The sequence below is a fragment of the Bacteroidota bacterium genome, assembly GCA_016699695.1.
Lineage (GTDB): Bacteria > Bacteroidota > Bacteroidia > Bacteroidales > UBA10428 > UBA10428.
Genome location: CP065006.1, coordinates 1,713,859 through 1,728,426, shown reverse-complemented (window position 1 = coordinate 1,728,426; position 14,568 = coordinate 1,713,859). Strand labels below are relative to the sequence as shown.

Sequence of the window (14,568 nt, the reverse complement as noted above, 5' to 3'; positions counted from 1 at the left end):
TCTGCCATGCCTTCTTGTTTCCTTCTGGGTTCTATTCCCGTTAAGTTTTAGTTAAAAATCTAGAAATAATGGCTGCATTGTTCGATCAAAAAAAAGTAAACGTAATTTTCCGAACAGGATGATTTTAAAGGTTTCAATAGAAAAATTCCTTAAAAACTCCGACTTTTTAATTTCGCTTTAAAGTGTAAATATTTGAAAAACAATTATATAAAATAGTTCGGTGGTGATAACAAGAGGTTTTCATCCTTACTTTTTGAAAAGACAATAGGAACGAACAAGGATAGGTTATGGTTTTACAAGGTTCGTTTCGTATCGTCTATTATTTTCTGCTTTTCATAAATTCTGAACCCATGGATTTTAAGTAAACCAAAAGTGTGCAACAAATAATATTATCTTTGCAGGCCCGGATACCCCGGACTGATTTGAAGAATACAATGAAAAAGTACGATCCCCTGAAACCATATGGTAACCGCCAGAACGAGTTTGACAAGAGATACCTCGAAATGGCGCATATCTGGTCGAAAAATTCCTATTGCAAGCGGCGGCAGGTAGGTGCCCTGATTGTAAAAGACCGCATGATTATTTCCGATGGATACAATGGTACGCCTGAAGGGTTCGAAAATGTTTGCGAAGACGAGAACAACATAACCAAACCATACGTGTTGCATGCCGAAGCTAATGCCATAACCAAAGTTGCCAAGAGCAATAACAGCAGCGATGGGGCTACCTTGTATATCACCACCTCACCTTGCGTGGAGTGTTCGAAATTAATTATTCAGTCAGGTATCCGTCGGGTGGTATTTTGCGACACCTATCATTCCGACGAAGGAGTTAAACTTTTGCACCGGGCCGGAATAGAAGTAGTTTATTTAGAGATTTTATAACATGGAAAGAAAAAACCTTCTTCGAATATTTTTACCTGCCATTATAGCCTTGAGCCTTGTGGCGGGAATGTTTATTGGCCGATATTATTATCAGGGCCGTCAGGATCAGGCCTACATTGTGTATCCGCGTGCCGATAAACTCTCGGGTGTAGTCAATTATATTTCGAAAGAGTATGTGGACCCTATACAAAAGGATGAATTTGTCGAAAAAATCATTCCTCTTATACTCGACGAACTTGACCCGCATTCGCAATACATTCCTGCCAGTGAATTTCAGGCAGTAAACGAACCACTCGAAGGAAACTTCAGCGGCATTGGCGTACAGTTTAACATGCTCAACGATACACTTGTAGTATTAAAGGCCATTGCCAATGGCCCTTCGGAAAAGGTGGGCATTATAGCGGGCGACCGGATTGTAATGGTCGATAGCAACACTGTGGCAGGGGTTAAAATGCCCAGTGATTCGATTGTTAAAATGCTGAAAGGGCCCAAAGGAACAGTGGTAAGAGTGGGAGTTGACCGCCATGCGGTGAAGGATCTGGTGTTTTTTAACATTACCCGCGATAACATTCCTCTCTATAGCATAGACGTTTCTTACATGATGACCGAAGAAACAGCTTATATACGCATTAACAATTTTTCGCGTACAACTTATGAAGAGTTTGCCTCGGCTATAACCCGGTTAAAGTCGGCTGGGATGAAAAAACTGGTATTGGATTTAAGGGGCAATGGAGGTGGCCTGCTTACTACCGCAGCCATGGTGGCCGACCAGTTTCTGAACGAAGGTCAACTGATTGTGTATACCGAAGGTAACGCCCGCAAGAGGGAAGATTTCAAAGCTACCAGCGGCGGACTTTGCCATGGCATAGAAACAGCCGTGCTCATCGACGAATCGTCGGCTTCGGCCAGCGAAATTCTTGCCGGTGCCTTGCAGGACAACGACCGCGCAGTGGTAATTGGCAGGCGTTCCTTTGGCAAAGGTTTGGTGCAGGAGCAGAACATGCTTAACGATGGTTCGGCTATCCGGCTTACCATAGCCAGGTATTATACCCCTACCGGAAGGTCGATTCAGAAATCTTACGAAAACGGTTCCGAAGATTATTACAACGAGTTGGCAGTTCGCTATGCGCATGGCGAGTTTATGGAAAAAGACAGCAGCATGTTCCACGATTCGCTCAAGTTTGTAACCCCCGGTGGAAAAGTAGTGTTTGGTGGGGGGGGAATAATGCCTGATATTTTTGTACCGCTCGATACCATAGGCGTAACCGATTACCTTATCGATATTCGCGACCGCGGCCTCATTTACCGTTATGCCCTCGAATTCACCGATGCCAACCGTTCAGAATTGCTGAAGAGCCAAAACCTTACGGGTTTGCTTGCTTACCTGAAAAAGAACAATGCATTAGGTAGCTTTATCAGCTTTGCATCGAAAAATGGAGTACCCGAAAACAAAAAAGAATTAGGTATTTCGAAGGAGATCATCGAAACTCAACTTTATGCCTACATTGCCCGTAATGTTTTCGATAACGAAGGTTTTTACCCTGTAATCGAGAAAATTGACAAAACCTTACAGGTAGCTGTGGAAGAACTGGAGAAAGAATAATTGATACACTTTAAGGCATAAAAAAGGCTGCTTCGAAAGAGGCAGCCTTTTTAATTTTTAATGTTTTTAGAACCTGAACCCAATACGCAAACCCGAAGCAGAAGACAAACCAAAACTGGTTTCTTTACCACCTGTTTGGGTTACAGTACCATCCAATTTTGTGTCTTTGTGATTAAGCGTTTGAATACCTGGGTTAAATTCAACACCAATGTATAAGTTGTTGAGCAGGTAAAAATCGGCACCAATAGCAGCATAAAGGCCAAAACCAAAATAGCCTACAGTGGGGTTAATTGTTTCAACAGAGGTTCCGGCTGTGGTTTCGGTGAGTTTGGAAGAGGCGCTCAGTATAGCCAGGTCAGCACCCAGGTAAGGCTGAAAACGGCTGGTGCTGAAGTGTTTTTCGATACCACCGCTGATCATCATATTCGACTCACGATACTTGTCATAAGTATCCGTGCTGGAGCCAGCGTATTCTTTTTCACCATAGAAATTGTAGTCTAAACCAGCACGTAAAGCCACATCGCTTTGCAAGAAATAACGCATTTTCAGCATGGGCATATCGAACATATCACCTGCTGCGGCATCGAAAATAGCGGCCGGGTCGAAGGTGAGGTCGATGGTGTACTTGCCGGTGGGCTCTACCTGTGCTTGCAAGGGTAGGCTAAGAAGAAGGGCAAAAAGAACTGGGAAAAGAATTTTCTTCATAATAGTTAGTATTAGGTTTTTCCTACTCGTATGGTTTTTCGGATATCACCCCCTACTCTTTTACAGGATTTTCGGGAAAACTCCTGTTAAGTTTTGACGGTATTTTATCGGATTCAATCACCAAATATTTTAAAGCCCAGCGTAAATTGCCAAAGGCTGTGTTTTATTTCCTGTCCATTGTCTGTGGTTGGTGCCAGGTTGCTCAGGCTCCAGTTGTAACTTACGCCCAACGACAGTTTGCTCAATTCAATACCGGCACCCACCGTATAATCCACACCACTGGACTTTATGTCGTCGTCAGCCGAGGAGCCCCATTTTATTTTTTCTTCTACCTGCACCGGATCCTGTCCTGAAAGAGTAGTTTCTGTTGTATTGGTTCCGGATAATCCAAAAGCCAGAACAGGTCCTGTGGCAGCATACACCCGCATACTGCCCAAACCTGCGCTTAGCTTAAGTAGCACAGGTACATCGAGGTAAAGCAGCGAAGTATTACCGGCTACTTTGTTGCCATTGATATCAGTATTGTCGAAATTGTAGCCTTTCGACGATAGCAATAGTCCACCTTCGAAACCAATAAAGCCAAAGCGCATTCCACCCGTAAGCCCGGCATTAAAACCTATGCGGTTGAGGTAATCGGTGCTGTAAGTGCTTTGATTGTCTTTTACAGTCATGTTGCTGCTGTTCACTCCGCCTTTAAGCCAAAGGTACTGGGCAGATACCACAGAGGGAAGAAGCAATACCAGCAAGGGAAAAACGAAACGAATTTTTGTTTTCATGCTATTCTATTTTGAGTTTTGAGTTTGAGAAAAATTAGAAATTAGCTTCGTCGTAGGGATAAAACATGCTGAAAAAATAGCTGACCGAAGCTGAAAAAACACTGTTTCGCACGACTCTTCCGTATTGGATATCGGCAGCTATATTGGGGATACTGTAAAGGTAACTTACATCGAGCACAAAATTCTCGTATTTACCGCCTACTTTAATGCCTGCACCGTAATCGAATGGCACCAGGTCGTCGGTGTCGGGGTTGGTTCCCCAGTACACATCCTCTTTTCCTGTTTCTTCTTCGCCGCCTCCCTCGCGCTTCCAGGAGTATTTACCCCAGTAACCATAAGAAACAAATGGGCCTAGTCCGGCAATCATATCCAGGCCAACAAAATCAAATTCGTACAAGGCATATACTGGCAATTCGATGTAATAAAGTGTCAAACGTTCGCGCGAATCGATAGTGACTCCCTGAAACTCTTCCGAATAGCGTTTGCGGTATCCTTTTGTTGTAAGCACCAGGCTTGCATTGATTGTGAGTTCGGGCATGAGACGGTAATCCATGGTTCCGCCTAAATTAAACCCTGGAGCAAGGTTAAGGCCTTCGAGCTGGTCGCCATCGTCATTTTTTATGCTCATGTGCGAAAGGTTAAAGCCAGCTTTTACACCAAAATAAGGGTTTTGAGCTTTTAAAACCATGAAGAACCCCAACATAAAAGGAATAAGTAAGAGGAATTTATTTTTCATGAATGCAATTTAGAAAAATAATGTTTTAACTAATCTTTCTTGCATTTGTTTTTAAGAACAATTGCTACCTGCTAATGCAGAAAGTGCCTCATTGTAATTTTGATCTGTAAAGTGCACAATTTTTTTTTACCACGCGAAGGCCGCAAAATAGCGTTCGCTAAACAAAATGTAAGGCCTGCACGGATAATGAAATAACATGATTCATTGGCGGGTTAGCGGTCTTTCACCTTGGCAATCTTTGCCTTGAACTATATTGCGCATTTTGCGAGGAACATTTTTCTCCAATACTCCAAATTAATAATTAGCCTTAAATGCATTAAGAATTTTCCCTGGTATCATCGGCTAATGTGTGTTATTGTCTTGTTAAAACCTTCTGGCAATCTGTTATTTGATCTATCTTTGCCGCTGTATGTCCGACAGCAAATTTCAACTTAATGAATGGTTGCCCACATCAGCCAAAGAAGTGCAGCTTCGCGGCTGGGATTCCCTGGATGTTATTCTCTTCACGGGCGATGCCTATGTGGATCATCCGGCTTTTGGTGCCGCAGTCATTGGCCGTATTATCGAAGCGCATGGCTTACGGGTGGCTATTGTTCCCCAACCCAACTGGCAGGATGACTTACGCGATTTTAGAAAGCTGGGTACCCCCCGCTTGTTTTTTGGCGTTACCAGCGGATGCATGGATTCCATGGTAAACCACTACACGGCCAACAAGCGTCTTCGTTCGAACGATGCCTATACGGCAGGCGGCGAGGCAGGACGACGTCCTGATTATGCTCTAACAGTCTATTCACAGATTCTTAAAAAGCTTTATCCCGAAGTTCCCCTTGTTATTGGTGGCATCGAAGCCTCGCTTAGGCGCGTGACACATTACGATTACTGGTCGGATAAGTTAAAACCCAGTATCCTGGCCGATACAGGTGCCGATCTGCTTGTTTATGGCATGGGCGAACAGGCCCTCAAAGAATTATTGGCCAAGCTGAATGAAGGTCAGCCTTTTTCTACCCTTAAAACTATACCCCAAACAGCCTTTTTACAAAACCTTGATGAGGAAATACCCTTGGTTCAGAGCTGGTCTGATATCGAAATTGCTTCGCATGAGCAATGTTTAAAGGACAAGAAAAGCTATGCTTCGAACTTTAAAGTCATCGAAGAAGAGTCGAATAAATGGGATGCCCGGCGAATAGTTCAACACTGGCAACAGAAGCGCGTGGTAATAAATCCTGCCTATCCGCCTATGAGCACAGGCGAGCTCGATGCCTCTTTCGATCTGCCCTATACCCGATTGCCGCATCCCCGCTACCACAAAAAGCCTCCGATTCCAGCCTTTGAAATGATCAAATTCTCGGTGAACCTTCACCGGGGTTGTTTTGGTGGTTGCAGTTTTTGCACGATCTCCGCGCATCAAGGAAAATTTATTGCTTCGCGTTCGAAGGAATCGATACTGAAAGAAATAGAGCAAGTGGTAAAAATGCCCGATTTCAAAGGCTATATTTCCGACCTGGGTGGGCCCAGTGCCAACATGTACAAAATGGAAGGCAGAAACCTGAATATTTGCAAACGATGCCGCCGACCCTCCTGCATTTTCCCTACCGTCTGCGAGAATCTGAATACAGACCATACTGCGCTGCTCGATATCTATAAAAGTGTCGACCGAATGCCGGGCATCAAGAAATCATTTGTGGGCAGCGGAATCCGCTACGACATGCTGTTCAACGATCATGCCCCTGAGGCTGAGGTTGCCAGTCATCATCAGTACACTTCGGAGTTAATAAAAAACCATGTATCGGGTCGCCTGAAAGTAGCTCCCGAGCATACCACTCAGCGTGTGCTGAACCTGATGCGCAAGCCAAGCTTTGAATATTTCCACCGGTTTAAAAAGCAGTTCGACGAAATCAATAAAAAAGCGGGATTGAAACAGCAGCTAATTCCTTATTTTATTTCGAGCCATCCGGGTAGTAGCGAAGAAGATATGGCTTCGCTTGCGGTAGAAACACGTCAACTCGATTTTAAATTAGAGCAGGTGCAGGATTTTACACCTACCCCCATGACTGTGGCCACCGTAATTTATTATTCGGGCTATCACCCCTACACCCTTGAAAAAGTGTATACTGCTCGCAGCAAGGAAGAAAAGCAGAACCAGCAGATGTTTTTTTTCTGGTACAAGGGCGAATTCAGAAGAAAAATTGAAGAAAGACTAAAAAAACTCGATCGCTTCGATATCCTGGCCAAGCTGTTTCCGGAAAAACAAGTGCAGAAAAAATCGACCGTTCCGCATCATGCCCGGTGGAATAAAAAGAAATAAAAGGAAATATAAAAGAGGCTTTTCTTTTCAGTCCAGCCTCTTTATTCCCCTCTATGCTGCTACGTGAACCAGTGTATCACCCTCACTATGTAGAAACAAACTTCTCACATTCACCAGCTCGAGCAACTCCATCGCCTCTTTGGTAAGGTTTTTCAATACCAGTTTTCTTCCCGAATTCTGATACAATTTTTTCAATTCAATGAGCAAGCGTATTCCTGCACTGTCGATCACCTTTATTCCCGACAGGTTTAAATGCATTTCTTTATGCATAATGCTTTGGCACCATTGTAATTCTTTATTAACCTCAGTTTGGTTCAGTACATATAGTTTGTTAGTACCTTCGAGTTGAACAAACAGGGTATCGGCTTTTTTTACTATTGCAAGTTCCATAAATTTCAGATTTAGTATCAATGGTTTTAAGTTCTGATACAAAGGTACGCCGAACAAACTACCGAAAGACACTGTAGAATTGCCCAAACTGATACCAGAATGCACGCAATCTGGTTGAGTATAAACCGCCAGAATGTGACAAAGTATTGCTGAAGATATTTTTCTATCTTTAAGGCAAGTAAAGGATTCAACATTATGAAAGCGAACGAGAATGCCGAGAAACTGCGCCTTATGATTGAAAAGGCGATTGAAGATCATGTAATTACGCGATCAGAAATGGATAAGATCGTGAATCTTGCAACGGCCGATTCGGTAATTGATGCTCAAGAACAGATTCTACTCGACCAGCTTCACGATATGATCGAAAACAAAGTAGTGAAGCTTGTACCTTAGTACATTATTTTACGACGTCATTTTTTGCTTAATTGCTGCCCCAGTTTTCGCGGTCGAGGCTGCGGTATTGAATGGCTTCAGCCAGGTGTTCTGCCCCAATGTCTTGGTGGCCGGCCAGGTCAGCAATGGTTCGCGAAACCCTGAGAATACGGTCATAAGCTCTTGCTGATAAATGGAGCTTCTCCATAGCAGTTTTTAAAAGCTGCGTCGAACCGGCATCGAGTTTGCAGTGAATTCTGAGTAGCCCACTGTCCATTTGTGCATTGCAATGTATTCTGGCACTGGAACCAAAGCGTTGTTCCTGTATTTGACGTGCCTGGTTCACACGGGACCTTATACATTCGCTGGGCTCAGAAGTAAGTTCTTCCGAAAGCTTTTTAAAGGGAACAGGTACCACTTCTACGTGCATGTCGATACGATCAAGCAAGGGGCCCGAAATACGGTTGAGGTATTTTTGCACCAGGCCCGGGTTGCATACACATTCTTTTTCGGGGTGGTTGTAATACCCGCATGGGCAGGGATTCATCGAGGCCACGAGCATGAATCCAGCCGGAAAATCGACTGTGTATTTCGAGCGTGAGATGGTAATTTGCCTGTCTTCCAATGGCTGTCTCAGGACTTCCAGCACCGTGCGTTTAAACTCAGGAAGCTCATCGAGAAAAAGCACTCCATTATGGGCCAGGGATATTTCGCCAGGCTGTGGAAAAGTACCACCGCCTACCAGGGCGATGTCGGAAATGGTATGATGCGGGCTGCGGTAGGGCCTCTGAGTAACCAGGGCTGTATTTTTATCGAGCGTACCAGCCACCGAGTGTATTTTGGTTGTTTCCAGGGCCTCATGCAGCGACAGTGGAGGAAGGATGGTGGAGAGGCGTTTGGCCAGCATGGTTTTACCGGCTCCCGGCGGGCCGATCATCAGCAGGTTATGTCCACCGGCAGCGGCAATTTCAAGGGCCCGCTTGACACCTTCCTGGCCTTTTACATCGGCAAAATCAACTGAGTATCCATTCAGGTTCGTAAAAAAGTCGTTGCGCGTATCCACAATGGTTTGTTCCAGCGTGGGTTCGCCGTTCAGAAAGGCACATACTTCGGCAAGGGATCCAGCTCCGAAGATTTCAAGTCTATCCACCACTGCCGCCTCGCGTGCATTGGCATGGGGTAGTATAAATCCTTTGTAGCCTTGTTTGCGGGCTTCGATGGCAATGGGCAGTGCCCCGTTGATGGGTTGAATGGTACCATCGAGAGAGAGTTCTCCCATAATTAGGTAGTCGCCCAGAAGATTGTGGTTGATTTGCTTGCTCGCTGCCAGTATGCCAATGGCCAGGGGCAAATCGTAGGCCGAGCCTTCTTTGCGCACATCGGCTGGGGCCATGTTCACAATTAATTTCAATCCGGGCCAGCGGAAACCGGTTGTTTTGAGTGCTGATTCGATACGGTGCTGGCTCTCTTTGACGGCATTGTCGGGCAGACCCACCAAAAAGAATTTCGAACCCTGTAGGGCATTTACTTCGATGGTAATGAGTTGGGCATCGATGCCATACACGGCACTTCCAAAGGTTTTTACAAGCATACAGAACAGACTTAAGGGGTTGACAAAAATTAGGGAGACAAGTAAATATAAAAGTTTTAGGGTGAAAGGCAAAAAAGTTGATTAAAATTTCTGCTTGTACCTTACGCACATGCTTTTAGAGTTATCTTTTTGACTTTTTCTCTTTCTGTTTATCGTAATTTTTCTGTATGCTTTTTTCGAGCCAGTAACAATTGCCCTGAAGTGCCCCCTTACCGGTTGTATTTTGTTCTATACGTTCACTGCAACCAAGGTTAATGTTGAGGCCGAACCTTAAATTGATGTTTCGCGCAGACAGGGGCCAGATGAAACCGGCTGCATTGTCGGAAACAATGTAAAATTGAACCGGACTTCGGCCAAAAGCAAATCCAAGACCAAAATTTCGAAGCGTATGGTATTGTATGGTGTACGAAGCCATCAGGTAACTGTAGCCAAAAAAGTTGTAATTGGCACTAAGGGTGAGCGAAGGAATTGTTTTAGTGCGGTAAACCAGCAACTCGGCCTGGGCTCCGGCACTGAGTTTAGGCGTTGCGGCGTAACTGGCTCCGGCAATGATACGCGGAGGTAGCACGGAGGTATACTTTTCGGACGAATGGGTCAGGTTCATCGAGTCGCTGAACGATTCGAATAAATTGTCGAAGTAGGTATCCCCTGCCAGAATGCTATCAAGAGGAGGGCCTGTATATTCAAAATTTCCATTTCCGCGAAAAGTATTCAGGTTCGAACGCCACCGGATGAAACCCACATCCAGCACCGAGGCAGAAAGCACTATTTTATCGGAGTATGGGTAAATAATACCAGCATCCAGGGCAAAGCCAGGGTTTTTTCGGTTGAATATCAGTGCCTGGATATCGGCATTTTCGTCCGCAGCGATGCCTGTGACATTGCCATCGTTGGTTTCAACCACGAGAGGCAGGGAAGAATGAACCTTAAGATCGCCTTCAAAATTGAGGTTAAAAGTATTGCGGTCGGTAAATACACCTACATCTGTGGAGCGGGTAGCGACATTGAGTTTGCCAAAAAGTAATTTGGCGCGCAAGCCATAATACAGTCCCTTGCCGGCATGTTTCGAAACTGAGAGGGCATATTCGCGATAGTGCGTAAAAAACAGGCCGGTACCACGTAAATTTGCCTCTTCTCCCTCAAATCCGCTGTTGCCATCCCAGGCCAGCTGAATTACTTCCTTTGGATAGATAAAGGGCAGGTTCGTTTTTTCGGTAAGCGTGAACATAAAGCTATAATCGCCTTCGCGGTAGCCGATTCCAGCCAGCTGAATATGCGTTTCGGCACCCAGCAGGTTGCGGTATCCTAACCTTTTTACAGCCCCATCTACATCGGCCTGGTAAGTTCCTTCGCCGGTAGGCTTGAACACGTTGTTGTAGGAGAAGCCGCTGTTGGCATAGTTTACATGCAGCGATGAAATAACAGGCAGGCCAATGTACCATTTACAGCTGATGGGCACAGCGGGGTTTAAGAGATTGCTTTGCGGCAGGTAGTGCATCAGAAACAGCGAATGGCTCTGCTGTGCTTTTGCATTCCAGGCATAACAGGTCAGCAACAAGGCAACTAATATGGCAATGGACTTATTCACCCAGATTTTTTTCCAGTCCAATCCTTATCCCCATTTGCACATTCATGTACTCTTCGGGAAGGTAAACCACACCAGTAGTTTGATTTTGCAGCAATACCCGCACATAAGTTTGCACAAAACGGGCCGAAGGCAGGCTTTGAATTTCTTCGAGGGTAAGAGCTTCGGTATCGTAAGGGGAAAGTATATAAGGGCCATCGGGAGTGGACGGAAGCAGAGTGAGCCCCGGGGGAGTAAGAATATTGAAAAGAATATTCCCGTCGATATCTAAAAAAGATGTTTGAACTAACATTTCTGAAGGAATTTCATTCTCAATATTGAGACGAAACATCAGGTAGGTAGCATCATCGACCCATTGTTGTACGGTGCTGAAATCGAAGTAATAAAGCAGAAGGGTATCGAAATATCCAGTGGGTGGAATCTGGTAGGGCGAGTTGTGATAGATAAATACAGAATCGGGTGGGGCGAGGGTGTCGGAAAGTAAAGTATCGAGATTTTCTTTTTCCATTAACTCCTCAAAAGTAAAGCCCTTGGTTCCGACTGGTATCGAATAAGTCGGAGTAATTATCAGATTCTCTTCGATCTGTGCAATATCATCCTTGATGCATGCCGAAACAAAGAAAAGCAGCAAAAGAAGCAGCACAAATGTATATTTCGAATCAGTTTTCATTCATTTTTTGTTCGATGTAATGGATGAGGGAATGGATAATTTTAATATGTATTTCCTGTATCCTGTCGGAATATCCCTCGTGCGGAACCCTGAGTTCGATGTCGCAAAGGCTAGCCATTTTACCCCCCGATTTGCCAGTTAGGCCAATTACTTTCATGCCTTTTTTTCGGGCTGCTTCGGCAGCTAGAATGCAGTTGGGACTATTGCCACTGGTGCTTATTGCCAGAAGCACATCACCGGCAACTCCAAGCCCTTCGACATAGCGCGAGAACACATAATCGAATCCAAAATCATTGGCCACACAGGTGAGGTGAGTCGGATCGGATATGGCAATGGCCGGCATCGAGGGTCTGTTTTCGCGAAAGCGACCGGTAAGTTCTTCGGCAAAGTGCATGGCATCGCTCATAGACCCTCCGTTGCCGCAACTGATTATTTTGTAGCCTTGTTTCAATGCCATTACCATGGCATCACCAGCAGACTGAATCTTTTCGAAATTTTTTTGATTCGAGATAAATTCTTCAAGTACCAGGGCTGCCTGTTTGAAATTTTGAATGATAGAATCCATTTTGTTGCGAGAGGGTTAGAGTATAAACGTAATTCAACCTTAAAATTATATTCAATTTTTCAGGATGAGGCTAATTATTTCGAATATTTTGAAGATACTTATGCAAAGACAGCTGAAAGATCTTTGAATTGCACGATAAAAACTATTTGTAATGTTTTTTTCTCAGCAATGTGCCATAGAATATCCTGTACTTTGGCTAAAAGATTAACTTTGTAAAAAATAGTGTCATGCGCGTTTCATTCTTTAAAACCTTTAAGCCGAAACAATTCAGTTATACCCCGCGTTTTTATAATCAGGCCAAAGAAGAAGCCTTGGAGCGGCAAAGGCGTATCGAAAGTGAAATGGGTCTTGAATCTGGCGAAACGGGATATCTGCCAAGAATTTCACCAGGCTATATGTCTCAAAAACTAATGGCTCGTCGTAAAGGCAATCGGAGCTCCAGGATCCGGTTACTGGTCATTGTGACAATTCTTATTCTACTTGCCTTATATTTCCTGGGTGGTTTTTCCTTTCCAGTTACTAAATAGCACCAATATTCCATGGCTGATATCATCCGCTTGCTTTCCGATGCTGTCGCGAACCAGATTGCTGCCGGTGAGGTGATACAGCGTCCGGCTTCGGTGGTAAAAGAACTGGTTGAGAATGCAGTCGATGCCGGGGCCAGCGAAATTAACGTGTTGGTTAAAGAAGCGGGTAGAAGCCTAATTCAGGTAATCGACAACGGAATGGGAATGTCTGCCACCGATGCCCGCATGGCTTTCGAAAGGCATGCCACATCGAAAATACGTTCGGCCGACGACCTGTTTGCTATCCGTACCAAAGGATTCAGGGGCGAAGCCCTGGCCTCGATAGCTTCGGTGGCGCATGTCACACTTAAAACGCGACTTTCGGACAGCGAACTGGGCACCGAAATAGGTCTTGCTGCTTCGGTAGTCGAAAAACAAGAAACCATCAGTTGTGGACAGGGCAGCAATTTTATTGTGAAGAACCTTTTTTACAATGTACCTGCACGACGTAAGTTTTTAAAGGCCAATCCAACCGAGTTCAAGCACATTCTTACCGAGTTTCAGCGCATCGCACTAAGCCATCCCGATATCGAGTTCAGCCTGAGCCATAACGACGAGCTGATCATTCATCTGCCAGTCACCAATCTGCGACAACGTATCATTCATTTGTTTGGTAAGCACATGAACACCAGCCTTACCCATATCGAGAACAAAACAGGTCTTGCCCATATCAGTGGTTATATAGGTAAACCCGAACAGGCGCGCAAAACGGCTGGCGAACAGTATTTTTTCATCAACCAGCGCTACATGCGCCATCCATACTTTCATAAAGCGGTGAGCCGGGCTTTTGAGAACATACTTCCGTCAGATTATTACCCTTGTTACTTTATCTTTTTCGAAGCCGATCCGCAAACCATCGATGTGAATATTCACCCAACCAAAACCGAAATAAAATTTGAAAATGAGCAGGCACTCTATCAGATTTTAAATGCCGCGGTAAAAGAAGCTCTTGGTAAAAGCAGTTTTGTGCCTTCCATCGATTTCGATACGTATGGCGTAGTCGATATCCCTTTGGTGCGTCCGGAAACTGAAATCCGAATGCCGGAAATTCCTGTGGATTATTCCTTTAATCCTTTTAACGATCAACGAAAAACTTTTGCAAACCAAGCACAAGGCCAACCTGTAAAGGGCACAAATCCTGTTCCTGAGCGTTGGCAGGATCTTTACCAGCCTTCTGCGGAAAATTTTCAGACTGCCCCAATGGCTAATCTTTTTAGCAAGCACGAGTCTTCTTTACCCGAATTGAAAGAGACACACCAATACCTTCAAGTGAAAAACAGGTTTATTCTAACACCTGTGAAGTCTGGCCTTATGCTTATCGACCAGAAACGAGCCCATGAGCGTATACTTTTCGAAAAATTTTTGAGAAACATGGCGCATAATAAAGCGGTATGCCAACGTCTGCTTTATCCAGAAAAAATAAACCTGAACCACGAAGACTATCTTCTCATGCTCGATATTTTGGAAGAATTGCATGCTATAGGTTTTGAATTAGGCGATTTGGGAAGCAATACCCTTGCGGTGAGTGGTATTCCGGAAACAGCCGGATCACATTCTGCTACTGAATTGCTCGAACAATTGCTCGAAGAGTATAAGCAAAGTCAGAATAAATTATCGGGCAACCAGAAAGAACGCATAGCCGTTTCGCTGGCCCAGGCCTCGGCCATTTCAACCGATCGTCCGTTAAAGCTACTCGAAATGCAGACGTTGGTCGATGAACTTTTTGCTTGCGAAAACCCCAACTATTCCCCGGGTGGGAAAAAGACCATGAGCATCGTGAGCCTGGGTGAGCTTGAAAAATATTTACAATAAAAACACCT

14 protein-coding genes are annotated in these 14,568 nt (G+C 44.6%); 6 read left to right on the top strand and 8 right to left on the bottom strand.

The genetic code is table 11. The features are described 5' to 3' along the window. The first annotated feature begins 434 nt into the window (after positions 1-434). Both IPM71_07295 and IPM71_07290 read left to right on the top strand, forming a co-directional pair. Positions 435-884, top strand: coding sequence for a dCMP deaminase family protein (locus IPM71_07295; GenBank protein ID QQS52531.1), 450 nt, complete (start codon positions 435-437; stop codon positions 882-884). Position 885: 1 nt separating this feature from the next. Further along, entirely contained in the window at positions 886-2,487 is a 1,602-nt protein-coding gene (locus IPM71_07290) for a PDZ domain-containing protein (protein QQS52530.1), read from the top strand. Between the two features lie 66 nt (positions 2,488-2,553). On the opposite strand, the gene IPM71_07285 is transcribed toward IPM71_07290, so the two are convergent. The 3 genes from IPM71_07285 to IPM71_07275 all read right to left on the bottom strand — a co-directional run bounded on the left by IPM71_07285 (position 2,554) and on the right by IPM71_07275 (position 4,704). Further along, positions 2,554-3,192 carry a hypothetical protein gene (locus IPM71_07285; protein QQS52529.1) on the bottom strand — a complete coding sequence of 213 codons (639 nt, stop codon included), beginning with the start codon at positions 3,190-3,192 and terminating at the stop codon, positions 2,554-2,556. Between the two features lie 113 nt (positions 3,193-3,305). Further along, positions 3,306-3,968 (bottom strand): PorT family protein, encoded by a 663-nt coding sequence (locus IPM71_07280; GenBank protein QQS52528.1) that lies wholly within the window; start codon positions 3,966-3,968, stop codon positions 3,306-3,308. A gap of 34 nt (positions 3,969-4,002) precedes the next feature. Then, positions 4,003-4,704, bottom strand: coding sequence for a PorT family protein (locus IPM71_07275; GenBank protein QQS52527.1), 702 nt, complete (start codon positions 4,702-4,704; stop codon positions 4,003-4,005). A 409-nt stretch (positions 4,705-5,113) separates the two neighbouring features. Here IPM71_07275 and IPM71_07270 point away from each other — a divergent pair, with 409 nt between their 5' ends. Then, complete coding sequence (locus IPM71_07270) at positions 5,114-7,009, top strand: YgiQ family radical SAM protein (GenBank protein QQS52526.1); 1,896 nt, start codon at positions 5,114-5,116, stop codon at positions 7,007-7,009. A 51-nt stretch (positions 7,010-7,060) separates the two neighbouring features. Here the strand turns inward: IPM71_07270 and IPM71_07265 are convergent, their stop codons facing one another. Next, complete coding sequence (locus IPM71_07265; protein ID QQS52525.1) at positions 7,061-7,399, bottom strand: STAS domain-containing protein; 339 nt, start codon at positions 7,397-7,399, stop codon at positions 7,061-7,063. A gap of 195 nt (positions 7,400-7,594) precedes the next feature. Here IPM71_07265 and IPM71_07260 point away from each other — a divergent pair, with 195 nt between their 5' ends. Beyond that, complete coding sequence (locus IPM71_07260) at positions 7,595-7,792, top strand: hypothetical protein (GenBank protein QQS52524.1); 198 nt, start codon at positions 7,595-7,597, stop codon at positions 7,790-7,792. Positions 7,793-7,820: 28 nt separating this feature from the next. Here IPM71_07260 and IPM71_07255 read toward each other — a convergent pair whose 3' ends face one another. The 4 genes from IPM71_07255 to lpcA form a co-directional block, all read right to left on the bottom strand. Further along, the gene (locus IPM71_07255) at positions 7,821-9,362 is read right to left on the bottom strand and encodes a YifB family Mg chelatase-like AAA ATPase (protein ID QQS52523.1); all 1,542 of its coding nucleotides are present in this window, start codon (positions 9,360-9,362) and stop codon (positions 7,821-7,823) included. 121 nt (positions 9,363-9,483) lie between these two features. Next, positions 9,484-10,971, bottom strand: a complete 1,488-nt coding sequence (locus IPM71_07250) for a hypothetical protein (protein ID QQS52522.1) — start codon at positions 10,969-10,971, stop codon at positions 9,484-9,486. Next, on the bottom strand, positions 10,943-11,617 hold the full coding sequence (locus IPM71_07245; GenBank protein QQS52521.1) for a hypothetical protein: 675 nt from the start codon (positions 11,615-11,617) through the stop codon (positions 10,943-10,945). The genes IPM71_07250 and IPM71_07245 overlap by 29 nt, the downstream gene beginning before the upstream one ends. After that, complete coding sequence (gene lpcA, locus IPM71_07240) at positions 11,607-12,182, bottom strand: D-sedoheptulose 7-phosphate isomerase (protein QQS52520.1); 576 nt, start codon at positions 12,180-12,182, stop codon at positions 11,607-11,609. The genes IPM71_07245 and lpcA overlap by 11 nt, the downstream gene beginning before the upstream one ends. A gap of 227 nt (positions 12,183-12,409) precedes the next feature. On the opposite strand from lpcA, the gene IPM71_07235 reads away from it, so the two are divergent. Next, positions 12,410-12,709 carry a hypothetical protein gene (locus IPM71_07235; protein ID QQS52519.1) on the top strand — a complete coding sequence of 100 codons (300 nt, stop codon included), beginning with the start codon at positions 12,410-12,412 and terminating at the stop codon, positions 12,707-12,709. 12 nt (positions 12,710-12,721) lie between these two features. Beyond that, positions 12,722-14,560 carry a DNA mismatch repair endonuclease MutL gene (gene mutL, locus IPM71_07230; protein QQS52518.1) on the top strand — a complete coding sequence of 613 codons (1,839 nt, stop codon included), beginning with the start codon at positions 12,722-12,724 and terminating at the stop codon, positions 14,558-14,560. The last annotated feature ends 8 nt before the right edge of the window (positions 14,561-14,568 follow it).